At 38.4% G+C, this 20,625-nt stretch carries 28 protein-coding genes, 3 tRNA genes and 3 pseudogenes; 24 read left to right on the top strand and 10 right to left on the bottom strand.

Annotation, left to right across the window (positions count from 1 at the left end; all coding sequences use genetic code 11):
* Nucleotide 1: 1 nt before the first annotated feature.
* Together trxB and CVPH_RS08900 are read left to right on the top strand one after the other, a co-directional pair.
* Complete coding sequence (trxB, locus tag CVPH_RS08905) at nucleotides 2-946, top strand: thioredoxin-disulfide reductase (protein ID WP_201341370.1); 945 nt, start codon at nucleotides 2-4, stop codon at nucleotides 944-946.
* Nucleotides 947-1,000: 54 nt separating this feature from the next.
* Nucleotides 1,001-1,076 (top strand) — tRNA-Phe (locus tag CVPH_RS08900).
* A gap of 280 nt (nucleotides 1,077-1,356) precedes the next feature.
* Here CVPH_RS08900 and CVPH_RS10365 read toward each other — a convergent pair.
* From CVPH_RS10365 to CVPH_RS08880, 5 genes are all read right to left on the bottom strand, one after another.
* The gene (locus CVPH_RS10365; RefSeq protein WP_225879702.1) at nucleotides 1,357-1,548 is read right to left on the bottom strand and encodes a UPF0149 family protein; all 192 of its coding nucleotides are present in this window, start codon (nucleotides 1,546-1,548) and stop codon (nucleotides 1,357-1,359) included.
* Between the two features lie 173 nt (nucleotides 1,549-1,721).
* Nucleotides 1,722-1,916, bottom strand: coding sequence for a UPF0149 family protein (locus CVPH_RS10360; protein WP_225879701.1), 195 nt, complete (start codon nucleotides 1,914-1,916; stop codon nucleotides 1,722-1,724).
* A complete protein-coding gene (locus CVPH_RS08890; protein WP_201341369.1) occupies nucleotides 1,913-2,875 on the bottom strand; it encodes an aspartate carbamoyltransferase catalytic subunit in 963 nt (320 codons plus the stop codon). Before CVPH_RS08890 ends, CVPH_RS10360 begins: the two co-directional genes overlap by 4 nt.
* On the bottom strand, nucleotides 2,856-3,284 hold the full coding sequence (gene ruvX, locus CVPH_RS08885; protein WP_201341368.1) for a Holliday junction resolvase RuvX: 429 nt from the start codon (nucleotides 3,282-3,284) through the stop codon (nucleotides 2,856-2,858). Before ruvX ends, CVPH_RS08890 begins: the two co-directional genes overlap by 20 nt.
* On the bottom strand, nucleotides 3,281-4,465 hold the full coding sequence (locus tag CVPH_RS08880) for a lytic murein transglycosylase (RefSeq protein WP_201341367.1): 1,185 nt from the start codon (nucleotides 4,463-4,465) through the stop codon (nucleotides 3,281-3,283). The genes ruvX and CVPH_RS08880 overlap by 4 nt, the downstream gene beginning before the upstream one ends.
* 12 nt (nucleotides 4,466-4,477) lie before the next feature.
* Here CVPH_RS08880 and CVPH_RS08875 point away from each other — a divergent pair, with 12 nt between their 5' ends.
* Genes CVPH_RS08875 through crcB form a run of 3 tightly spaced genes read left to right on the top strand, consistent with a single transcriptional unit; the run spans nucleotide 4,478 to nucleotide 7,105 of the window.
* Nucleotides 4,478-5,404: an FAD:protein FMN transferase gene (locus CVPH_RS08875; RefSeq protein WP_201341366.1), complete on the top strand. Its 927-nt coding sequence runs from the start codon at nucleotides 4,478-4,480 to the stop codon at nucleotides 5,402-5,404.
* A gap of 55 nt (nucleotides 5,405-5,459) precedes the next feature.
* A complete protein-coding gene (locus CVPH_RS08870) occupies nucleotides 5,460-6,710 on the top strand; it encodes a replication-associated recombination protein A (RefSeq protein ID WP_201341365.1) in 1,251 nt (416 codons plus the stop codon).
* On the top strand, nucleotides 6,710-7,105 hold the full coding sequence (crcB, locus tag CVPH_RS08865; protein WP_201341364.1) for a fluoride efflux transporter CrcB: 396 nt from the start codon (nucleotides 6,710-6,712) through the stop codon (nucleotides 7,103-7,105). Before CVPH_RS08870 ends, crcB begins: the two co-directional genes overlap by 1 nt.
* On the opposite strand, the gene gshB is transcribed toward crcB, so the two are convergent.
* The gene (gene gshB / locus CVPH_RS08860; protein ID WP_201341363.1) at nucleotides 7,099-8,061 is read right to left on the bottom strand and encodes a glutathione synthase; all 963 of its coding nucleotides are present in this window, start codon (nucleotides 8,059-8,061) and stop codon (nucleotides 7,099-7,101) included. The genes crcB and gshB overlap by 7 nt on opposite strands.
* Before the next feature lie 36 nt (nucleotides 8,062-8,097).
* Here gshB and CVPH_RS08855 point away from each other — a divergent pair.
* From CVPH_RS08855 to rnhB, 16 genes and pseudogenes are all read left to right on the top strand, one after another.
* A tRNA-Met gene (locus CVPH_RS08855) sits at nucleotides 8,098-8,174 on the top strand.
* Between the two features lie 98 nt (nucleotides 8,175-8,272).
* Nucleotides 8,273-8,734 (top strand): ribosome maturation factor RimP, encoded by a 462-nt coding sequence (gene rimP / locus CVPH_RS08850; protein WP_201341362.1) that lies wholly within the window; start codon nucleotides 8,273-8,275, stop codon nucleotides 8,732-8,734.
* 32 nt (nucleotides 8,735-8,766) lie between these two features.
* Entirely contained in the window at nucleotides 8,767-10,242 is a 1,476-nt protein-coding gene (nusA, locus tag CVPH_RS08845; RefSeq protein ID WP_201341361.1) for a transcription termination factor NusA, read from the top strand.
* A gap of 57 nt (nucleotides 10,243-10,299) precedes the next feature.
* Nucleotides 10,300-12,738 carry a translation initiation factor IF-2 gene (gene infB, locus CVPH_RS08840; RefSeq protein ID WP_201341360.1) on the top strand — a complete coding sequence of 813 codons (2,439 nt, stop codon included), beginning with the start codon at nucleotides 10,300-10,302 and terminating at the stop codon, nucleotides 12,736-12,738.
* A 17-nt stretch (nucleotides 12,739-12,755) separates the two neighbouring features.
* Nucleotides 12,756-13,094 (top strand): 30S ribosome-binding factor RbfA, encoded by a 339-nt coding sequence (gene rbfA, locus CVPH_RS08835; protein ID WP_201342468.1) that lies wholly within the window; start codon nucleotides 12,756-12,758, stop codon nucleotides 13,092-13,094.
* A 187-nt stretch (nucleotides 13,095-13,281) separates the two neighbouring features.
* Nucleotides 13,282-13,701: pseudogene (locus CVPH_RS10355) on the top strand (hypothetical protein).
* Entirely contained in the window at nucleotides 13,679-13,819 is a 141-nt protein-coding gene (locus tag CVPH_RS10350; protein ID WP_225879700.1) for a hypothetical protein, read from the top strand. Before CVPH_RS10355 ends, CVPH_RS10350 begins: the two are co-directional and overlap by 23 nt.
* The gene (locus tag CVPH_RS10345; protein ID WP_225879699.1) at nucleotides 13,794-13,997 is read left to right on the top strand and encodes a hypothetical protein; all 204 of its coding nucleotides are present in this window, start codon (nucleotides 13,794-13,796) and stop codon (nucleotides 13,995-13,997) included. The genes CVPH_RS10350 and CVPH_RS10345 overlap by 26 nt, the downstream gene beginning before the upstream one ends.
* A 28-nt stretch (nucleotides 13,998-14,025) precedes the next feature.
* Nucleotides 14,026-14,232 carry a hypothetical protein gene (locus CVPH_RS08825; protein ID WP_201341359.1) on the top strand — a complete coding sequence of 69 codons (207 nt, stop codon included), beginning with the start codon at nucleotides 14,026-14,028 and terminating at the stop codon, nucleotides 14,230-14,232.
* Nucleotides 14,213-14,557 carry a hypothetical protein gene (locus CVPH_RS08820; RefSeq protein ID WP_201341358.1) on the top strand — a complete coding sequence of 115 codons (345 nt, stop codon included), beginning with the start codon at nucleotides 14,213-14,215 and terminating at the stop codon, nucleotides 14,555-14,557. The genes CVPH_RS08825 and CVPH_RS08820 overlap by 20 nt, the downstream gene beginning before the upstream one ends.
* Nucleotides 14,558-14,641: 84 nt before the next feature.
* Nucleotides 14,642-15,597 (top strand): annotated as a pseudogene (locus CVPH_RS08815) (phosphoribosylamine--glycine ligase).
* Between the two features lie 151 nt (nucleotides 15,598-15,748).
* Entirely contained in the window at nucleotides 15,749-15,967 is a 219-nt protein-coding gene (locus CVPH_RS08810; RefSeq protein WP_225879698.1) for a hypothetical protein, read from the top strand.
* Entirely contained in the window at nucleotides 15,964-16,203 is a 240-nt protein-coding gene (locus CVPH_RS08805; protein WP_201341356.1) for a Fic family protein, read from the top strand. The genes CVPH_RS08810 and CVPH_RS08805 overlap by 4 nt, the downstream gene beginning before the upstream one ends.
* Nucleotides 16,204-16,263: 60 nt before the next feature.
* Entirely contained in the window at nucleotides 16,264-16,503 is a 240-nt protein-coding gene (locus CVPH_RS08800; RefSeq protein WP_201341355.1) for a Fic family protein, read from the top strand.
* Nucleotides 16,504-16,547: 44 nt separating this feature from the next.
* On the top strand, nucleotides 16,548-16,925 hold the full coding sequence (locus CVPH_RS08795) for a hypothetical protein (protein ID WP_201341354.1): 378 nt from the start codon (nucleotides 16,548-16,550) through the stop codon (nucleotides 16,923-16,925).
* 87 nt (nucleotides 16,926-17,012) lie between these two features.
* Nucleotides 17,013-17,555 (top strand): annotated as a pseudogene (gene rnhB, locus CVPH_RS08790) (ribonuclease HII).
* Here the strand turns inward: rnhB and CVPH_RS08785 are convergent.
* The 3 genes from CVPH_RS08785 to CVPH_RS10870 are packed head-to-tail and all read right to left on the bottom strand — an operon-like array spanning nucleotide 17,527 to nucleotide 18,608.
* Nucleotides 17,527-18,276, bottom strand: a complete 750-nt coding sequence (locus CVPH_RS08785) for a BON domain-containing protein (RefSeq protein WP_201341353.1) — start codon at nucleotides 18,274-18,276, stop codon at nucleotides 17,527-17,529. The pseudogene rnhB and the gene CVPH_RS08785 overlap by 29 nt on opposite strands.
* Before the next feature lie 49 nt (nucleotides 18,277-18,325).
* Nucleotides 18,326-18,520 (bottom strand): YraN family protein, encoded by a 195-nt coding sequence (locus CVPH_RS08780; protein ID WP_281064641.1) that lies wholly within the window; start codon nucleotides 18,518-18,520, stop codon nucleotides 18,326-18,328.
* Nucleotides 18,489-18,608: a YraN family protein gene (locus tag CVPH_RS10870; protein WP_425353134.1), complete on the bottom strand. Its 120-nt coding sequence runs from the start codon at nucleotides 18,606-18,608 to the stop codon at nucleotides 18,489-18,491. The genes CVPH_RS08780 and CVPH_RS10870 overlap by 32 nt, the downstream gene beginning before the upstream one ends.
* A gap of 40 nt (nucleotides 18,609-18,648) precedes the next feature.
* Between CVPH_RS10870 and rsmI the strand changes: the two genes are divergently transcribed.
* On the top strand, nucleotides 18,649-19,479 hold the full coding sequence (gene rsmI, locus CVPH_RS08775; RefSeq protein WP_201341352.1) for a 16S rRNA (cytidine(1402)-2'-O)-methyltransferase: 831 nt from the start codon (nucleotides 18,649-18,651) through the stop codon (nucleotides 19,477-19,479).
* Between the two features lie 9 nt (nucleotides 19,480-19,488).
* Nucleotides 19,489-19,761: a (2Fe-2S) ferredoxin domain-containing protein gene (locus CVPH_RS08770; RefSeq protein ID WP_425353117.1), complete on the top strand. Its 273-nt coding sequence runs from the start codon at nucleotides 19,489-19,491 to the stop codon at nucleotides 19,759-19,761.
* A 23-nt stretch (nucleotides 19,762-19,784) separates the two neighbouring features.
* Here CVPH_RS08770 and coaE read toward each other — a convergent pair whose 3' ends face one another.
* The gene (coaE, locus tag CVPH_RS08765; RefSeq protein ID WP_201341351.1) at nucleotides 19,785-20,393 is read right to left on the bottom strand and encodes a dephospho-CoA kinase; all 609 of its coding nucleotides are present in this window, start codon (nucleotides 20,391-20,393) and stop codon (nucleotides 19,785-19,787) included.
* A 76-nt stretch (nucleotides 20,394-20,469) separates the two neighbouring features.
* Between coaE and CVPH_RS08760 the strand changes: the two genes are divergently transcribed.
* Nucleotides 20,470-20,546 (top strand) — tRNA-Met (locus tag CVPH_RS08760).
* Nucleotides 20,547-20,625: the final 79 nt, after the last annotated feature.

Below are 20,625 nucleotides of genomic sequence, written 5' to 3'. Positions count from 1 at the left end.
TATGAGCGAAAATAAACATTGTAAAGTATTGATTGTTGGTTCAGGCCCTGCGGGTTATTCTGCTGCAGTTTATGCAGCTAGAGCCAATCTTAATCCCGTTATTGTAAGTGGCATGGAACAAGGTGGCCAGCTGATGAGTACCACGGATGTGGATAATTGGCCTGGAGATGATGTTGGTGTTCAAGGTCCAGATTTAATGGCACGTATGAAAAAACATGCCGAGCGTTTTGATACACAAGTCATTAACGACACCATTGCATCAGTTGATTTTGCCAAGCGCCCTTTTGTTTTAAAAGGTGAGGTAACTACTTACACGGCGGATGCAGTGATTATTGCAACGGGTGCAAGTGCGCGTTATTTGGGTTTAGAGTCAGAAGAAAAATTTAAAAGCAAGGGTGTATCTGCTTGTGCAACGTGTGATGGATTTTTCTATCGAAACCAAAGGGTGGCAGTGATTGGTGGCGGTAATACAGCGGTTGAAGAGGCGCTGTTTTTGTCAAATATTGCTGATCACGTTACCATTATTCATCGCAAGGATAAATTTTCTTCTGAAAAGATTTTATCTGACCAGTTAATTGAAAAGGCAAAAACAGGCAATATTACCATCGAATATAATCACAATCTTGATGAGGTATTGGGTGACGCTATGGGCGTGACAGGGCTTCGTTTAAAAGACAATGATGGCAAGACAAAAGACATTAACGTACATGGTGTGTTTATTGCTATTGGTCATACACCTAATACGGCTATTTTTGAAGGGCATTTAGAAATGGCTCATGGTTATATCAAAGTACAAAGTGGAACACAAGGCAATGCAACGCAGACTAGTGTAGAGGGTGTATTTGCAGCAGGTGATGTGTCAGACCATATTTATCGTCAGGCGATTACTTCAGCTGGGTCGGGTTGTATGTCAGCATTAGATGCTGAGCGATTTTTAGGCGAATAAACTTTTTTTAAAGGTATAATTCTCATTTTTTTGCCCAAAAAAAAAGGCGTAAATGGCCACATAGCTCAGTTGGTAGAGCAAGGGACTGAAAATCCCTGTGTCCCTAGTTCAATTCTAGGTGTGGCCACCACATTTAATTAAGCGCACTGAGGTGTGTTTTCTAATTAATATTATAGTTTTATTATATAATAAGTTTGAAATATTATTATTTAATGATATAATACTCAGATGTCGCCACTCTCCCCCAAGAATTGCTCTCTCCTCAAGAGATAAGGTGGTGACATACTCATTTATTTAGAATATGTTTCTAAAAACAAAACACATACATTTTTATCATTAGGCACAATCCCACACTCTTTGAAGAGTCTGGTTAATACGTTGCGTTTTCCAACTAGTGTAGTATTTCAGGGCTAATGTAGTCTTGTTTGGAAGGTTTTAAGGGTTTCTTGAATTAGCAACACACCCATACGTACAAACTCAATAATTTCATTCAAGTCTTGGGCATTTTCCTCATTGTCAAGTAAGTCAGTATCAAGTTTTAATATTTCGTACAAATCTTTAATCATCTCTAGGGCGTCTTCATCTGTGTAGGGCGTCTTCATCTGTGGTTGAGATTTTTTGCAAGCCTAAGCCTATTAAATAACCCTGACACTATTGTATTAACGTGCTGGCACGTGCGCCCAATTTTTCTTCGTCATCAGCAATTAGCAATTAAAAATCTAGGGTTTCATCACTCAGTTGTGACAAAGGTTTATTAAAAATTTGTGCCAATGTTTCATTGGGCAGATTTTTCATTAAGATTATTTAAATTAATACTCACAAGCACCTCATTTAACCAATCATCAAGACTAAGGTTGGGTTTTACGCAAGCAAAGCCGCATAAAATACCATGCGCACTAGAGATGGTATCGTCTGTATTTAGATGATGCAGTGTGGTTTTTAATTGATCAAAGTTAAGTTTATTACTCATGATTTGTTAGCAAGAATTTGCATGACTGCCATACGTACTGCAATGCCATTAGTGACTTGTTGTAAAATGATTGATTGATTGCCATCAGCCACGCTTGAGTCAATCTCAACGCCACGATTAATTGGGCCTGGGTGCATCACAATGGCACTTGGTTTTGCCAATGCTAGGCGTTTTGGCGTGAGTCCAAAATTATCAAAGTACTCTTGTTCGTTGGGGATATCAGCTTCAATCATGCGCTCTTTTTGTAACCTTAATACGATCACCACATCGCAATTTTTAAGCCCTAGCTCAATGTTATCAAAATGTTTAATTGCTGAGCAAGGCTTCAAATCATATTGTAAGACTTTTGGAGCAATGAGGCGAATATCAGTCGTGCCTAGCGTTTTAAGTGCTTGAATATCAGAGTGAGCAACCCGTGAATGCGTGATATCACCCACAATAGCGACTGATAAATCCTCAAATGTTTTTTTGTGTTGGCGAATGCTGAGTATATCAAGCAGTGCTTGGGTTGGGTGGGCATTAATGCCATCGCCTGCGTTTAGAATAGAGACATCTTTTAAATGTTGTGCCACGTGGTGTGGCAAGCCATTTTGTTTGTGGCGAATCACAAACATATCAATTTGCATGGCTTTAAGTGTGCGCATGGTGTCAAGCAAGTCTTCATTCTTTTTGAGTGCTGAGTTGGCAAGATCAACGTTGATGATATTAGCACTACTGCGCATTGCAGCAATTTCAAACGTGTTGCGTGTGCGCGTTGATGGTTCAAAAAATAAATTAGCAATAGACATATCATCTAGTGCTTTGGATTTTCTTAAATTGCCAGAGGCATCAATTAGGCTATCGGCCTTATCGAGAATTTGCGTTAAGTGTTGTTTAGAAAGACCTTCAAGACCTAATAGATGAATTAATTGACCAGAGTTATCTAGTTGGATGTGGTTACTAATCAAATCTTTTTTCATTGAGCCATGTTTGTAATATTAACTGTGATGATTGTTTGTCGACATCGCCACGCTGTGCGTTGTGATGATGATGATTGTATTTTAAAAGTTTTTTGGCCTCATTTGAGGATAAATGTTCATCGATAAATTCGACCTCAATTTGGTAGCGATTTTTTAACTTTTTGCCAAATGATTTAGCGATAAAAGTCATTGTCTGTTCTTTGCCTTGTTGGTCAAATGGCAAGCCAACAATGAACTTGTTAATACTATGAGCACTAATAACGTCATCAAACGCAGCCCAATTGGTTGAACCATTTTTATGGTGTTTAACCACCTTAATGCCCGTTGCTTGTATGGTTAAACTATTGGCGATGGCAATACCAGTACGCTTAGTGCCAACATCAAATCCCAAGTAAGTGCTAATACTCACTGAAGTTGTTGTAATAATTGATAGCCAACGTAGCCATCAATTGGTAAGTTGTTTGCTTTTTGGTAGGATCGTGTTGCATGGCGGGTTTTAGGTCCTGGTATGCCATCAGGTTTGCCTGTATCAAGGCCAAGTTGATTTAGTGCGGTTTGAATCTGTTTAATATCAACCCGACTCAGTGAAGGCTCGGTAATTGATTTTGCAAATAATTGATTTGCCCCAATTAACCGATCAGACAAATGCCCCACAGACAGTGCATACAAAATTGAATGATTCCACCTAAGAATGGCGTGAAAATTTTGATAAACCAAGAACGCTGGGCCGTTATAGCCCATAGGCAATATGAGTGAAGCTTGCATGTTTGAATTGGGTAGATTGGTGTTATCAATTTTGCGCACACCTAATGTTTGCCATTCATTGACTGTCTTTTTAGTGCTTAAATTTGCCAGATGATAATTAAAAGTTTTAGGAATGTTAACTTCACGACCCCAGCGCTCGCCTTGGTGCCAACCAATCTTTTTTAGAAAATGTGCTGCACTTGTAAAAATATCCGCTTGTGTGTGCCACAAATCAATCTTTCCGTCAGTATTGGCGTCTATGGCGTAAGCGGCAACATTGGTGGGTATAAATTGCATGCTTCCCATTGCACCTGCCCAAGAGCCTTGGGCATTTAAAGGCAGTTTTCTCTCATCAATCAACTTGAGTAAAGTTAATAATTCATGGGTAAAAAATTCACGTCGGCGTTTATCAAAACTTAGTGTGGCAAGCGAACGGATTAGATGCATTTTACCAACATTTTTACCATAATTGGTTTCCAAACCCCAAAAAGCCACAATAATTTGTGATGGCACACCGTATTTTTTATAATTTTCTTGTAGGAATTGTTGGTGTTGTTGAAGTTTTATCACACCTTTATCAAGCCTATTTTGACTCACTCTTGAGTTTAGGTAATGCCAAAAATTAAGGTTAAATTCTGCTTGATTGCGGCTATATTCTAATACTTTTGGATTTGGCGTTAAATCATTAAAAGCACCATCAAGTGTGGCTTGCGAGATGCCTAATTTTGTAGCTTGCGAGCGGATATTACTTAAGAACTGTGCAAAACTATACGTATTGGATGAGCCTTGGGTATCATCTGCATATACAAAGGATGTCAGTAGCAAACAAAAAATAAATCTTAACATGCCAAAATTATAATGCCTAAATTGTTGACAATTTTTATCTTTTTATTTTTAAGTGCTTGCAGTGTTGATGAAACAACACAAATCATTACTGGCACTACAATGGGCACTAGTTATAGTATCAAAATCAACAATAATCATGGTTCAAAACCAGTCATTGATAAACGACTTGATGAAATTGAGCAGGTATTTTCTACTTGGGATGAAGCTTCTGAGCTTTCGCAATTGAACGAGGCACTGATTAATCAGTGGGTAGAAGTGTCAGATGAGTTGTTTTTTGTTTTAAGTCAGGCAAAAAAAATACACAGGCAGACGCAAGGTTTTTTTGACCCTGGCATGGGTCGTTTAATTGATATTTGGGGTTTTGGTGCTGTTAGGGTTGGTGTAAAACCCAGTCGGGAGAGTATAGTTCAAGCGTTGGCAATGTCATCTATTGGGTATTTGCGCTTGAATAATTCACGGGTTAAAAAACTTAAAGATATGCATATTAATTTATCTGCCATTGCCAAAGGCTATGGTGTGGATGTAGTGGCAAATATGTTAATCAAGCAAGGGCTTAAAAATTTTATGGTGGAAATTGGTGGCGAGGTGATGGCTCAAAGTCAGTGGACGATTGGTATTGAAAAGCCAAATCATGGCATGCCGATTGCCATTGAATTGCAAAATCAAGCCATTGCCACCTCAGGGGATTATCGCAATTATCTCAAATGGCAAGGCAAAAAATATCAACACATTCTAAATCCTAACACAGGCTTGCCTGTTAATACCGACCTAAGTTCTGTTAGTGTGATTCATAACAGCGCCATGATGGCAGATGCTTACGCAACTGCAATGATGGCAATGGGTAGTCAAAAGGCTAAAATATTAGCACAACAACTTGGCTTGTCAGTGGTGCTTATTTTGAACCAGCAACATGATTTTAAAGTGCTGAAAATCAATTAAGACAAAATCTTGGTTATAATTGAGTGTTTGTTTTGTAATTGATTAAAATAAAAACATGTCTAACCATAGACCACTTGCCGAAACGTTAAGACCAAAAAATTTAGATGATTTTTTTGGTCAATCACATTTACTCAATACCCAACATCCATTTCGCCAAGCGATTGATAGCCAACGATTACACTCAATGATTTTATGGGGGCCATCAGGTACGGGAAAAACCACTTTAGCAAGGATTATTGCCAGCCAAGTTAAAGGGCATTTTGAACAACTAAGTGCTGTGTTAGATGGGGTGAAAGAATTGCGAGCAGTGGTTGAGAATGCTAAGAAATTTCAGAAAATTGGCAAACAAACGCTACTGTTTGTGGATGAAATTCATCGTTTTAATAAAGTCCAGCAAGATGGATTTTTGCCACATATTGAATCGGGCTTATTGATGTTGATTGGGGCAACGACTGAGAATCCTTCTTTTGAAATTAATAAGGCGTTACTTTCGCGTTTAAGCGTTTATACATTAAATGCGCTAAATACACAAGAGCTTGAGCAAATATTACAAAGAGCGTTCAAGCATGAGTCACTAACTTTGCCAAATGAAGTACTTAGAATGCAGATTATTAGTGCAAGTAGTGGTGATGCACGTCGACTGATTAATATTGTAGAGCAAATTTCTTTGTCAGGATTAACCTTATTAAATACTGAATCGCTCAATCAGCTATTACAAGACAAAATCAGTATCTTTGATAAAGGTGGCGATGTTTTTTATCAACAATTGTCTGCTTTTCATAAATCAGTACGTGGCTCGTCTCCTGATGGGGCTTTGTATTGGATGGCAAGAATGCTGGTTTCTGGGTGCGATACAAAAACGATTACTAGGCGTTTGTTGGCAATTGCCTCAGAAGACATTGGTAATGCTGATCCACGTGCGCTAGAAATTACACTTAATGCTTGGGATGTATTTGCACGTGTGGGCGCTAAAGAAGGCAATCGAGCCATTGCTCAAGCTGTGGTGTATTGTGCAGTTGCGCCGAAATCTAATGCCGTGTATAAAGCATTTAACCAAGCGATGGCCGAGGCCAAAGAAACGCCAGGTTTACCTGTACCAAAACATTTGTGCAATGCGCCGACCCAGTTGATGGATGAATTAGGTTATGGAAAAAAGTATCGCTATGCACATGATGAGTCCGATGCATTTGTACGTGGGCAGACTTATTTTCCCAGTGAATTGGGCGAACAAGCTTATTACCAGCCTAGTAATCGAGGTTTAGAGATTAAAATTGGTGAAAAATTGAAACAATTAAGAGGTTTGTAATGAGTGTTTTACCCACAGTTTTAGCAATTGGTATCGGTGCAACTATTGGCGCCAGTATGCGTTATTACTTAACCCAATTAATGAATGCCACACTTGGTTCAGGTTTTCCTTATGGCACTTTAGGCGTGAATGTCTTGGGCTCATTTTTGGCAGGCATATTGGTGGTGATTGTGCTTGAAAAAGCTGCCTTACATGAAGCATATCGGTTGATGTTGCTGATTGGTTTAACGGGTTCATTAACCACCATGTCAACTTTATCTTGGGAGTCTATTGAAATGATTAGCCTTGGGCATTACGGACAAGCGGGGTTTAATATTTTGCTTAACGTTGCCTTATCTCTGTCTGCTGCTAGTATAGGCGTGGTATTGACCCGATATTTATTGATTCCTCAATAGCAATCAGTGTTAATCTCTTGTTCAATAACATCAAACAATTTACCTGCAATATTAAGGTTAAACTGTGCATCTAGCTCGCGAATGCAAGTCGGACTGGTAACGTTAATCTCAGTAATATAATCACCAATGACATCTAGCCCAACAAACATTAAACCTTTGGCTTTAAGTGTGGGCGAGATTTGTTCGCATAGATATCTATCTCTATCACTTAATGGCTGTCCAACACCTTTAGCACCAGCAGCAAGGTTGCCTTTAAAACTACCCTTGGCAGGAATGCGAGCAAGTGCATAATCGATTGGTTTGCCGTTAATCAACAAAATACGTTTGTCGCCCTTATCAATGTCAGATAAAAACTCTTGAGCCATGATTGGGCGTTTGCCATTGTTTGTTAGGCGTTTTAATATGGTATCTATGGTTGTATCATGCGTTTCAAATTTAAAGATATCACACCCACCCATGCCATCAAGTGGTTTGATGACAGCAGTATTTTGCGTTTTTATAAAGGCTTTAATTTTGCTTTGGTTAGCACTAACTAGCGTTTTGGGTATGCAATGTGGGAAATTAAGGGCAAATAATTTCTCATTGGCATCACGCAAGGATTGGGGCTTATTAACGACCAACACGCCTTTATTTTCAGCTTGCTCCAATAAATAAGTGCTATAGATATAGTCCATATCAAATGGCGGGTCTTTACGCATTAAAATGACGTCAAACGCATCAAGCGTCATGATTATATTGGTTTCTTTTTCAAACCAGTGATTAAGATTATCACTAACTGTGGTTCTTGCACAATCAGCAAATACTGAGCCATCTTGAGCGAACAAATCAGTAGTGTTAAAGGTGTAAATCTTCCAACCTCGTTTTGATGCTTCTAACATCATGGCCAAGGAAGAGTCTTTTTTTGGATTAATAGTGCTGATATTATCCATTAATACGGCAATTTTTATTTTTTTCATATTGAAATATTATAGTGTATAATCTATACCCTTTAGTGCGGGGTGGAGCAGTTCGGTAGCTCGTTGGGCTCATAACCCGAAGGTCATAGGTTCAAATCCTGTCCCCGCTACCAGTTAAGTGCTTTTTTTATTTTGTTAATAAAAGAGTTGATTAAGACCCCCTTTCTAGGGGTTTTTTGTTATGCGTAGAAAGGTAAACGAGTAGAAATATATGGCAAAAGTGACTGACAAAATTACCCATTTAATTGAGCCTGTTATTGAAGACATGGGCTATGAATTAGTGGGCATTGAATACGTTGCTAGCGGTAAGCACAGCATCTTAAGGGTTTTTATTGATACAGATAAAGGCGTTGGCGTTAATGATTGTGAAAAAGTCTCTCATCAATTGAGTAGTATTTTTGATGTGGAAGAGCCGATTAGTGGACAATACACCTTGGAGGTTTCATCACCTGGTATTGAGCGCCCATTGTTTCATAAGGGGCATTATCAGCGTTTTTTAGGCGCTGATATTAAATTGCGTATGGTTAGGCCGATTGATGGGCGGCGTAATTTTTTTGGCGCAATTGGTTGTGTTAACGAGGTTGATAATACGATTGAGTTAGTCGATGAATTGGGTTCAGTTATTTTGGATATTAACCTGATTGAAAAAGCAAATTTAGTGGTTGGTTTTTAAGCCCAATTGGGCAATTTAGGAGAATAAAGACTATGGACGGCAAAGAATTATTTTTAATGGTTGAGGCAATTTCAAACGAGAAAAATATCTCTAAAGAGGAGGTGCTTGAGTCATTAGAAGAGGCGTTGGCTATTGCGACAAAAAAACGCAATAATATTGATGCGCATGTTGAAATTGATAGACAAACGGGCGAATTTTTAACCTTTAGGCGATGGATGGTTGTGGCAGATGGCGAGTCGTTTGTTGATGATGATGGTACTGAGTTTGATTCAGAATTACACATTTATGCAAAAGAAGCAAGTGGTATAGCAGTTGATGATTACGTGCGTAAGCCAATCGAAACACAAGAGTTTGGTCGTATTGCAGCACAAATTGTTAAGCAAGTGATTATCCAAAAGGTTCGTGAGGCAGAAAGAGGGGTGATTGTTAATGATTATTCCGCTCGTATTGGCGAAGTGATTATGGTTACGGTTAAGCGCGTTGATAGAGGTAATGTTTATGTGGATATGGGCGGTGTTGATGGCATGATTCCTAAATTTGACCTTATTCCTAATGAATCAGTGCGTAAAAATGACCGTTTAAGGGCCTATATTAAAGAGGTGAAATCCTCTGTTCGTGGTGCGCAAATTTTCCTATCGCGCAGTGTGCCTGAAATGATGATTGAACTGTTTAAAATGGAAGTGCCTGAAACTTCTGAAGGCGTGATTGAGATTATGGGTGGTAGTAGAGATCCAGGTTTGCGCTCGAAACTAGCAGTCAGGGCTAAAGACAAGCGTATAGATCCCATCGGTTCTTGTATTGGTATGCGTGGTGCGCGTGTTCAGGCGGTATCAAATGAGCTAAATGCTGAGCGTGTTGATATCATTCTTTGGGATGAGGATTCTGCACAATTTGTGATTAATGCAATGGCACCTGCACAGGTGAGTTCAATTATTGTTGATGAAGATAAGCATTCAATGGACATTGCGGTTGAGGATGACCAGTTGGCATTGGCCATTGGTCGTGGTGGTCAAAACATTAAGCTTGCTTCTCGTTTGACTGGCTGGAAATTAAATGTAATGTCAACAACCCAAGCTGATGAGAAACAAGCACAGGAGATGCTAAAAATTAGCGATAAACTTGCCGATCAATTAGGTGTTGATTCTGAAGTAGCAGGCGTGTTGATTGAAGAAGGGTTTGGCAGTGTGGATGAGCTGGTTGATGCAGATGCACAAGTCTTAGAAAGCATAGAAGAGTTTGATGCATCAATGGTTGAAGAGCTTCAAGAGCGCGCATCAGATGCACAATTAGTACAGGCCTTGGGGGATACTGAAGCTTCTGAGGTGCTCATGAGTGTTGAAGGCGTTAGTGAGGATTTGGCGAGTGCATTAATTGAAGCAGACATTGTCACTGTTGATGACTTAGCGGAGTTATCTATCGATGAATTGCTTGATATTCAAGATATGGATACCGAAATAGCATCCAGTGTTATCATGACCGCAAGAGAAAATGAAGGATGGTTTGATTAATTTAGCGTTAGAATTTATTTTAAGTTAATAATTATAAAAAAAATATAGGCAAGCATTATGGCACATACAGTTCAAACACTCTCTAAATTATTGAAAAAGACGCCTGGTGAGGTAATCACAATTCTGGCTAATGCTGGCGTTGATGGTAAAAATTCAGACTCTGCCATTTCAGCAGAAGAAAGAAAAATTTTGATGAGCAGTCTTTCAAAACGCTCAAGTAGTAAATCTAGTATGTCTGTCTCTCGTAAGGCAGATACTAAGTCCAGTGCCAGTTCAGCAAGTGGTGTTAAGGTGCAAGTTAAGAAAAAACGCCTTACAAAGTCAGCCACAACGACTGATGAACAGCCTGAAATCGCTGCTAATGAAGCTGCTCAAGCTGCCTTGGATGCTGGTCGTGATGCAGATGAAAAATTATTAGCCCAAGATGCTAAGCGTTTGGAGATGGTGCGTTTGCAAAAAACCCAAGCAGAGGCGTTAAAAGCCCAGAAAGAAACGGCTAAACAAGCGCCAGTGCAAGAAACTGCAAAAAAAGTTGAAAAACCTAAAATAACGGATAAGTCTAAAGAAGATAAAAAATCTAAACGCTTGCATAATGCACTTAGTGGTAATAATACTCGCAGGCAACTTCATGTTGCTAGACATAATCCAAATCGAAAGCTGAAGAAAAAAGACAGAACACGCTTGTCACAAAAAGTACAAGAAGAGCAGGCGCAACATGCCTTTCAAAAGCCTGTTGACAAAATGATTCATGAAATCGCTATTGCTGAGAATATTAAAGTAACCGAACTCGCACAAAAGATGGCCACCAAAGCTGGAGAAGTGCTTAAAGTGTTGATGGACATGGGTGTTATGGTAACACTGAATGATGTGATTGACCAAGATACCGCCATGTTAGTTGTAGAAGAAATGGGGCATAAAGGCATTGCTAGTGTTGGAGAAACCATTGAAGATGTGTTAATTGAGCAGTCAAAATCTAGTGGTAATGAAAGTGCTAGACCACCTGTTGTAACCATTATGGGTCATGTTGACCATGGCAAAACCTCATTGCTTGACTACATTCGTAAAGCCAAGGTAGTAAACAGTGAAGCTGGCGGTATTACGCAACATATCGGTGCTTATCAAGTTCAGTCAAACGGTAACACCATTACTTTTATTGACACACCAGGACATGAGGCATTTTCAAAAATGCGCTCTCGTGGTGCTAATGTGACCGATATTGTTATTTTGGTGGTGGCTGCTGATGATGGCGTGATGCCACAAACGATTGAGTCCATCAAACACGCACAAACTGCAGGTGTGTCAATGATTGTTGCCATTAATAAGATAGACAAAGAAGGGGTGGATATTGATAAAATTAAGCAAGTTCTTTCAACGCATAATGTTATCTCTGAAGATTGGGGTGGCGACGTAATGACGATACCCGTATCAGCGTATACTGGCGAAGGTGTGGATGCTTTATTAGACGCAATCTCACTAACTGCTGAGGTTTTAGAATTTTCAGCGGTGATTAAAGCACCAGCATACGGTACTGTGCTAGAAGCACGCCTTGAAAAAGGCCGTGGCAAAGTCACCACGATTTTGGTGCAATCGGGCACGTTGAACAAAGGCGATATCATGATTGCTGGATTTGAATATGGCAAAGTGAAGCAAATTGTGGATGACAAAGGCAAAGTGCTTAAATCAGCCACACCGTCAATGCCTGTAGAAGTGCTGGGCTTATCTGGTGTGCCTAACTCTGGTGATGAAGTGTTAGTGGTGGATAGTGAGCGCAAGGCTCGTGAGGTGGCTGATTTTAGAAAAGCCAAAGACCGTGAGGCGCAATTACAAAAACAACAAGCATCGAAGATGGAGAACTTCTTAATGAAAATGGAAGAAGGCGATGTTTCGACTGTTAATGTATTGCTTAAAGCGGACGTTAGAGGTTCAGCGCAAGCATTGATTGAAGCCTTGGAAGAATTATCAACGGATGAAGTTAGAGTAAAAGTAATATCAAGTGGTGTTGGCGGTATTAACAATACTGATATTACACTGGCAGCAACTTCTAATGCTTTGGTGCTTGGCTTTAACGTGCGTGCTGATGCTGTTGCACGTAAAACGGCTGACAATGAAGGTGTTCGTGTTGAATATTACTCAATTATTTATAACTTAATTGATGATGTGAAGGCGATTATGAGCGGTTTACTCAGCCCTGAACTTAGTGAAAATATTATTGGCATTGCCTCTGTTAAGGATGTATTCAGATCTCAAAAAATGGGTGACATTGCAGGATGTATGGTTGAGGAAGGTGTGGTTAGACGTGACAGTCTAATTCGAGTATTGCGCGATAGTGCGGTTATTTTTGAAGGCGAGCTAGAATCACTAAGACGCTTTAAGGATGATGTTAATGAAGTGAAATCAGGCACTGAATGTGGTATTGGCGTCCTTAATTACAGAGATGTTCAGCCAGGTGACCAGATAGAAGTCTTTGAGCGTGTTGAAAGAACGCGCACACTCTAATTGGATTTTTGATACAAGTGTTAGAACAAGCCTCTTATAGAATTGAAAGAATTAACGAACTTATTCGCCGTGAGTTAACGCTATTATTAAGGACTACCACCAAAGACCCAAGATTAAGTGGCGTGGTGATTACCGATGTATTGGCAAGTCGTGATCTAAGCAGTGCCAAGGTTTTTTATACGGTCACTAAGGAAGACAAAGCAGTGGTTAAGCCACTACTTGCTAAAGCCAGTGGCTTTTTTCGTTCTCGTTTGTCAAAAACGCTAGAACTTCGTCACACACCTGCACTTAGATTTATCTTTGACCCTGCGCCTAACACAGGCGCAAGGATTAAACAACTATTGTCTAAACTTTAACAAACTGTTGCACGAACTCATCCCATGTCAAGACGCAATCCAAAAAGGTAGAGGCATTAATGGTATTGTTTTATTAGATAAAGATTTTGGCTTAAGTTCTAATGCTGCTTTATAAAAAGTAAAATGACTTTTCTTTGCCAAGAAGGCGGGACATACGGGTGCACTAGATCCTTTAGCCAGTGGTATTTTGTCAATCTGTTTAGGGCGGGCGACTAAAATTGCACAATTTTTACTAGAGGATGATAAATGTTATTTTATGCGTGGTAAGTTGGGGCAAATGAGCGATACAGGTGATTGCGAAGGCAGTATTATCAAAACCCAGCCTTTTGAGCATTTAAGTGACAGTGAAATTGCTAAGGCTATAAGCTTTAAGGGTAGTATTTTGCAGATTCTGCCTATGTATTCAGCACTCAAAAGAAATGGGCAACCATTGTATAAACTTGCCAGATAAGGCATAGAAGTAAAAAGAGAACCACGTCCAGCTACCATTCATAAAATTATTTATCTTGGATATGAAAATGGCATACTTTCGCTTGAAGTAACGTGTTCTAAAGGCACTTATATTCGTACTTTAATAGAAGATATTGGTAAAAAAACTAGATTGTAGTGCGCATGTTGTTGAACTCAGGCGCACAGGTTTTGCACATATTGATATCAGCCAAACCTTTAAATTTTCTGACCTTGAGGTGCTGGCATCAGATGATTATCCACAAGACACTAGATGAGAAAATTTTTGCCAGTGAAGCCATGCTACTAAATCTTGAGGATGTTTACCTGAGTGAGGTCCAAAGTGTGGATATCAAGTTTGGCAGAGAAGTTCAAACAGATAAGCAAGGATTGCTTAAAGTGAAATTATTTGATGAGAAAAAACAATTTTTGGGCTGGACAGCGTCAAGAAAATAGGATAATTGCACCAAAAAAGGTTATTTGTATGAACAAAAAAGATGCACTGGTTGGTTATTATTTTAATAACAATTTAATGCATTCTATCAAGGGCGATAAAAGCCTGCGTGAAAGTGTTTATAACCGCGATCAAGCTTTTAATACTGTCGATGACCACTTAGATGAATTGGTTGATATTTGGCTGTTTTTGCTACTTAAAAACGGGTGTATATCGTTTGGTGATTGGGCTCAATAATGTAGAAGTGTGTATTGCATCAGTGTTTGACCCGTTTAATACCGAGGTGCATTTAGCAGATGATTTGTTAAAGCCTGACTATGTTGATTTTCATTTTAATAAAATTAGCCTTGATAAAAAGGACAAACTTATTAAACGCATTTATTTAATGCTTGAAAAAGATAAGACTTTTGCCCTACTTTCAAAAGATTGGCAGCAGTCTTTGTTAGATAGAAATCAAAAAATGCAACAGTTAACTCATGAGGACGATTTGCATTTTATCTTGCAAAACATTCCAAAATTACGCCATCTTGATGGGTTATTATTTGCGTTCAATTGCCATTAATTTGTTTAATTCAACCGTATCAATGTCGTTTAATTGCGACAGTACGCAAATTATGTCACATATAAAATTTATTATAGAGTGCTTATGAATGTTTTAGTTATTGGTAGTGGTGGTCGCGAATATGTTTTGGCTTGGCAGTGTGCCAAATTTGATACAGTCAGTCAAGTGTTTGTTGCCCCTGGTAATACTGGCACACAGTTAGAAAATAAATTGACCAATGTTGATATTGCTGTAGAGGATATAGCGGGTTTAATTAATTTTGTAAAAACCAATTAAGTCAATTTAACCATTGCTGGTCCTGAAGTGCCACTGGTAATAGGCGTGGTTGATCATTTTCAAGCCGAAGGCTCGGCAATTTTCGGGCCAACTCAGGCTAGGCCGTCTCACAACTGGAGAGATCTTAAAGGATTTTTTAGAGCGTAATAACATTCCTACGGCGTATTACGACGTATTTACCGAAGTAAACTCCGCCATTCAACATGTTAAAAATAAAGGCGTACCTATCGTGATTAAGGCTGATGGCTTGGCTGCAGGCAAGGGTGTGATCATTGCTCATACGCAAGCTGATGATTGACCAAGATAATAATTTTAAAGTATTGGAATATAACTGTCATTTTGGCGGCCCTGAAACCCAGCCAATTATGATGCGTCTTAAGTCTAATTTAGCAGACTTATGCTTATTGGCAACGCAACAAAAATTAGACCAAGCAAGCATTGAATGGGATGAACGTGCGTTTTTGGGTGTGGTGCTAGCGGCCAATGGTTATCCAAATACTTATCCTTCTAATGAAGTGATTGTCCTGCCAGAAGATGGCACATCAGCAAAAGTATTTCACGCTGGCACTAGGATGAATAGTGGCAATGTTATTAGTAATGGCGGGCGTGTTTTATGTGCCACTGCACTTGGAATAGACACTAAAAATGCACAAAAAAATGCTTATGCGCTAAACTTGAAAAAAATTGACTGGGAAAACGCCTATTATCGAGATGATATCGGCTTTAAAGTGATTGATAGCCAGTGCCATATTAATGTAAATTAAATGCTAACTAATAATTCTATATATTGGGTTAATCACTGTTAATACCGCATATCCATTAAAAAAATTACCCAACTATCAATTGTTAAAAAATTGATAGTTGGTGTTATAACATGTCTTTTTTATGAAAATTGTATCTCCACCCAAATCCTTTATGCAAGATTTGTTAGAATTGGCAGTTGGAAAAATGCAACAAGAAGTAATGCTACGTATAACCGATGAAAAAAATCGCTATCTGCATTGGGATAAAACAGGCTACTTAAAAGTGTCTGAAAATTTTGATAATATTGAGCAATATTGGCACTTTGTTAAATTTTCACGGATGCAGCAGCAAAAAAACTACCTTTTATTGAAAATCCTTCTTTTATTTTGACAGACGATATTCAAAAAAATATCTATGAAATTGATTCAAAAATACGTGGTTCGCTTGAGGTTAAAAATATTGACGATAATAAGGATAGGTACACTATTCGCTCATTGATTGATGAAGCAATTAGCTCCTCTCAAATGGAAGGGGCGGCAACCACTAGAAAAGTCGCACGTGATATGTTGAAATATGAAAAAACGCCCAAAGACCATTCACAGAAGATGATTTATAACAATTATTAGGCAATTAAATTTATTAATAACCATAAGAATGATGGTTTAACCCCGAGTTTTATTTTAGAATTGCACGCTATTGTTGCTATCGGTACGATGAATGATTCAGATGTTGGTAAACTTAGGCAAAACAACGAAATTAATGTAGTTGATAACAATATAGGGAATATTCTACATCATCCGCCTAATTTTGAAGAATTACCTGATAGATTAGAAGACTTATGTAACTTTGCCAATGGCAACTCCCCTGATTATTTTGTTCATCCTATTATTCGGGCGAATATTGTGCATTTGACCATCCTTTTGTAGATGGTAATGGGTGTACAACTAGGGCGTTGTTTTATTGGGTGATTTTGAAAAATAATTATTGGTTGTTTCAATATGATACTTTATCAACTTATATTAAAGAAGCACAAGCGCAGTATGGCGAGTCTTTTCTTATGGTTGAAAGTGATGATTTTGATTTGACCTATTTTGTCAATAGCCAACTCAAATTTATTAATCAAAGCATCAAGGGCTTGTTTGATTATGTGGACAATAAGCAAAATCAGCAGCAACAAGCATTAAAACTGCTTGGTGCATATTTAGCCGGTGGAAAGTTAAACTCTCGTCAAGCTATGATTATTCAACATGCTATCAAACATTCGGGAGTGGGTTACACAATTGTAGGGCATAAATTATCTCATCATGTTAGTTATGCAGCAGCTAAATCAGATTTAGAAAAATTATAGGCTTATTACAACAATCCAAACGGGGGACGGGTGTGCTTTTGTATTTATTGCCCCAAATGACTTAGAACAACGCATTCAATCCTACAAATGATTATTGTCGATGTGGATGAAGTTGGTAGGGGTTGTTTGGCAGGCAATGTGGTGGCAGGTGCCGTTATTTTGCCAAATGATTTTGATTTGTCTGAATTGACTGAGTCAAAAAAAGCTTAGTGAGATTATATACGTTGATTACTCATCAATGCCAGTGGGCAGTGGGCGAGGCAAGTGCGATTGAAATTGATAAAATTAACATTTTGCAAGCCACTATGTTGGCCATGCGCCGTGCTGTTGAGCGTCTAGATATCAGATATGATCAGGCGTGGGTGGATGGTAATCGCTGTCCTGAACTTGAAAATTGTACATCAATTATTAAAGGAGATTTAACCGAAGCAGTTATATCGGCAGCATCGATTTTTGCTAAAGTAACGCGTGATAGGCTAGATGGTTGAATTAAATAAGCTTTATCCAATGTATGGCTTTGCCAAATACAAAGGTTATGGCACTAAGGTGCACATTGAGGCCTTAATAAAGTTTGGCGCCATTAATGAGCACCGATATTCATTTACTCCGGTGAAAAATTTGTCCCTGTAGTATTGCTACCTAATGCCCTAATTTGACGCTGTAAGTCAGCTTTTTTTGCCTCAAGCTCGGCTTGTTGTTTTTCAAGTTCAGCTCTACGTTTATCCTCAAGTGCTTTGAGCCTATCACGTTCTATTTCAGCTTTGGGACGAGTTTTTAGATAATCAAATAACTTCACAACTTTGTAAGCACCTTTGGCTTTAGCAGCAGTTTTGGCGGCCATATCTGCTTCGCGCTTAGTTAAAGCGCCCATTAAATAAATCACTTGGTCTTCAGTCATCACCCGAACATGGGTTGGATGAAATACTTCCTGATTTTGAAATAGAAGTTCAACTTGTATGGTGATGGTTGAATCCTTGGCTCGGCTGAGTAGCCCGCTTGAAGGTCCGAGTTTGATTTCATTAAATATTTGTGAAATTTTTGGTACTTGACGTTGTGCTTGCTTGCTGGCATAAACGCGCATTTCGGGTGTTGGCACTTCTCCAGTAATGAGTACTATTTTGTTATAAACCATGAAATTAAGATGTGCATCACTTAATGTTGAATCTTCGCTAGACCAGGTTAATAGCCTTAAGGCAATGGTTTTGTCATCCAGTATCTTCCCAATACTACGTCTGTCATTACTTATTGAAATGACTGAACTAACGGTTGAGGCACCTTGAATGGCTGGTGCACAACTTGTTAGAAACAAAGAGTTTGCTATTAGAAATATTGATAGAATGATTTTTTTCATGATGTTTAGCTTTCGAAAGCGTCTTTTACCCAATTGATTTTAGGATATTTTAAATCAGATTCAAGCCGATAACATCAAACCTGCACAGATAATCTTGATATTTTTGGTATCTTTGTAAATACAATTCAGCAGTGCGAATTATTTTTGTTTGCTTTTTGTGAGTAACCGTTTCTACCGTGGCGCCAAAACGAATGTTGGTACGATAGCGAACTTCAATAAAAACTAATGTTTGACTTTTTATCAAGCATAATAATATCTATTTCACCCAATGGGGTTAAATAATTTTTTTCAATGAGTTTAAGACGTTGTTTGGACAAATATGCTAATGCAATGTCTTCTGCTTGATTGCCAATTTTTCTTTTAAAACTGAATATGAACGGAACGCTTTATATTGTTGCCACGCCAATTGGAAACCTAAGTGATATCACTTTTAGGGCGGTTGAAATGCTAAAAACAGTTGATATTATTCTAGCAGAGGACACACGTCATTCCAAACACTTGCTTAATCATTATGATATTGCAACGCCCATGCGTGCTTTTCATGAGCATAATGAAAGGCATAAAACACCCAATGTAATCAATGAATTATTAGCAGGCAAACATATTGCGTTGATTAGCGATGCGGGCACACCACTTATTAGCGACCCGGGCTATGTATTAGTAAGCGAGGCGAAAAAAGCAGGCATTAACGTATCACCCATTCCTGGTTCTAATGCAATGATTAGCGCAATTAGCGCATCAGGGATTGCCAGTGATAAATTCAGTTTTTTTGGTTTTTTGCCCAGTAAACAATCAGCGCGCTTGAAGGTAATTCGTTCAATTGCTCATATCAATGAAGTAGCTATTTTTTATGAATCGCCCAAACGCATTCTTTCTTGTGCGCAAGATTTACAAATGGTACTAGGCAATGAGCGCATTGTTTGTTTTGCCAAGGAGTTGACTAAGTCGTTTGAGACGATTAAAACAGATATTTTGCCAAAGTTGATTAGTTATTTACAAGCAGACGATGCACACCAAAAAGGTGAATTTTCAATTCTTGTTTCTGCAGTGGATAAAGACAACCAAGTATCAGGAGAAGAAATATTGGATAAAATATTGCCCATTCTGCTCACTGAGATGGGCACAGCAAAAGCCGCTAAACTTGCAGCTAAAATGACTGGTATTGATAAAAAATACTGCTATCAACGCGCTATTGATTTATAAGGATTTTTGATGAGCCTTTATACACGGTATATTTTCTTTTGTAAAAATATTCGCAAAGACGGCAAAGCATGTTGCTCACAACTTAATGCTAAAACGATGTATCGTTATGCCAAGGGTAAGTGCCGTCAAGAAGGTATTATGGGTGAGGGCAAGATTGGGGTTAGAGAATCACACTGTTTGGGGCGTTATGAATATGGGCCTGTGGCGGTTGTTTATCCTGATAATGTTTGGTATCAAATATTGATGAAGAGGACATTAATGGTATTATCACCGAACACCTAATCAATGGCAATGCTGTTAAAAGACTACAAATTGATTAGCTTTTTATACAATTGATTAGTTTTCTGAGTTAAGTCAGCAATATCTAGGTTATTTTCAATAACATCAACAGGTAGTTTATCACATAATTCCAAGCGTAGTGAATGACTAGTTTGTGTAGAAATCATGCTTTTTGCTTCTTTTAGATTGATATTATCACGAGCAATTAATCTTTTTAGTTGTTGCTCTTCATTGCATTCAACAATAATTGCTCTATTAAACAAATGAGTAAGGTTCTTTTCAGCTAATAGCGGTATTTCAACCACCACTAGTTTGCTTTCTAATTTGTTAATTGCAGTTTGCATGCGCACTAATATTTCTGGATGCAACACTGCTTCGATCAACAGTTGATTAGATTTACTTTCTAGCAAAAGTTTACGTAAAGCGCCACGATTAAGGCTTTTATCAGCATTAAGAAGAATATCATTACCAAAGTACTTTACTAATTCTTTGAGTCCAAACGTGTTAGGCTTAACCACGTCGCGTGCAAGTTCATCAAGGCTGATAACATCTACGCCCAGACCGCTTAAGAGTTGACTCGCTTTTGATTTACCACAAGCAATTCCGCCTGTTAGTGCTATTTTAATGATTGACATAGTCAATTGATTTTATCAAAATTATACTTTATCTATTGACATTTACGTTAAATCTTTCGATAATACTCCTTCTTATGGTTATGTAGCTCAGCTGGTTAGAGCACAGCATTCATAATGCTGGGGTCGGTGGTTCAAGTCCACCTATAACCACCATATAATATCAATGTTTTAATAAGTGTCTTTTTTTTGTCTATTATAAAGACCAGCCTTATAATTCAGTTATTCCTATTGT

The sequence above is a fragment of the Abyssogena phaseoliformis symbiont OG214 genome, from assembly GCF_016592595.1.
Lineage (GTDB): Bacteria > Pseudomonadota > Gammaproteobacteria > PS1 > Pseudothioglobaceae > Ruthia.
Note: the sequence above shows the minus strand (reverse complement) of the source record. Positions and strands in the feature narration are given on the sequence as shown.

Bases quoted from the DNA above. Each gene is read 5' to 3' on its own strand.
- CVPH_RS10360 (WP_225879701.1), bottom strand. From the start codon at position 1,916: ATGAGTAATAAACTTAACTTTGATCAATTAAAAACCACACTGCATCAT.
- infB (WP_201341360.1), top strand. From the start codon at position 10,300: ATGGCACATACAGTTCAAACACTCTCTAAATTATTGAAAAAGACGCCT.
- CVPH_RS08785 (WP_201341353.1), bottom strand. From the start codon at position 18,276: ATGAAAAAAATCATTCTATCAATATTTCTAATAGCAAACTCTTTGTTT.
- CVPH_RS08825 (WP_201341359.1), top strand. From the start codon at position 14,026: ATGAACAAAAAAGATGCACTGGTTGGTTATTATTTTAATAACAATTTA.
- crcB (WP_201341364.1), top strand. From the start codon at position 6,710: ATGAGTGTTTTACCCACAGTTTTAGCAATTGGTATCGGTGCAACTATT.
- CVPH_RS08890 (WP_201341369.1), bottom strand. From the start codon at position 2,875: ATGAAAAAAGATTTGATTAGTAACCACATCCAACTAGATAACTCTGGT.
- CVPH_RS10345 (WP_225879699.1), top strand. From the start codon at position 13,794: ATGATTATCCACAAGACACTAGATGAGAAAATTTTTGCCAGTGAAGCC.
- CVPH_RS08770 (WP_425353117.1), top strand. From the start codon at position 19,489: ATGAGCCTTTATACACGGTATATTTTCTTTTGTAAAAATATTCGCAAA.
- rimP (WP_201341362.1), top strand. From the start codon at position 8,273: ATGGCAAAAGTGACTGACAAAATTACCCATTTAATTGAGCCTGTTATT.
- rsmI (WP_201341352.1), top strand. From the start codon at position 18,649: ATGAACGGAACGCTTTATATTGTTGCCACGCCAATTGGAAACCTAAGT.
- CVPH_RS08875 (WP_201341366.1), top strand. From the start codon at position 4,478: ATGCCTAAATTGTTGACAATTTTTATCTTTTTATTTTTAAGTGCTTGC.
- nusA (WP_201341361.1), top strand. From the start codon at position 8,767: ATGGACGGCAAAGAATTATTTTTAATGGTTGAGGCAATTTCAAACGAG.
- trxB (WP_201341370.1), top strand. From the start codon at position 2: ATGAGCGAAAATAAACATTGTAAAGTATTGATTGTTGGTTCAGGCCCT.
- CVPH_RS08870 (WP_201341365.1), top strand. From the start codon at position 5,460: ATGTCTAACCATAGACCACTTGCCGAAACGTTAAGACCAAAAAATTTA.
- gshB (WP_201341363.1), bottom strand. From the start codon at position 8,061: ATGAAAAAAATAAAAATTGCCGTATTAATGGATAATATCAGCACTATT.
- coaE (WP_201341351.1), bottom strand. From the start codon at position 20,393: ATGTCAATCATTAAAATAGCACTAACAGGCGGAATTGCTTGTGGTAAA.
- CVPH_RS10365 (WP_225879702.1), bottom strand. From the start codon at position 1,548: ATGAAGACGCCCTACACAGATGAAGACGCCCTAGAGATGATTAAAGAT.
- CVPH_RS08880 (WP_201341367.1), bottom strand. From the start codon at position 4,465: ATGTTAAGATTTATTTTTTGTTTGCTACTGACATCCTTTGTATATGCA.
- CVPH_RS08810 (WP_225879698.1), top strand. From the start codon at position 15,749: ATGCAAGATTTGTTAGAATTGGCAGTTGGAAAAATGCAACAAGAAGTA.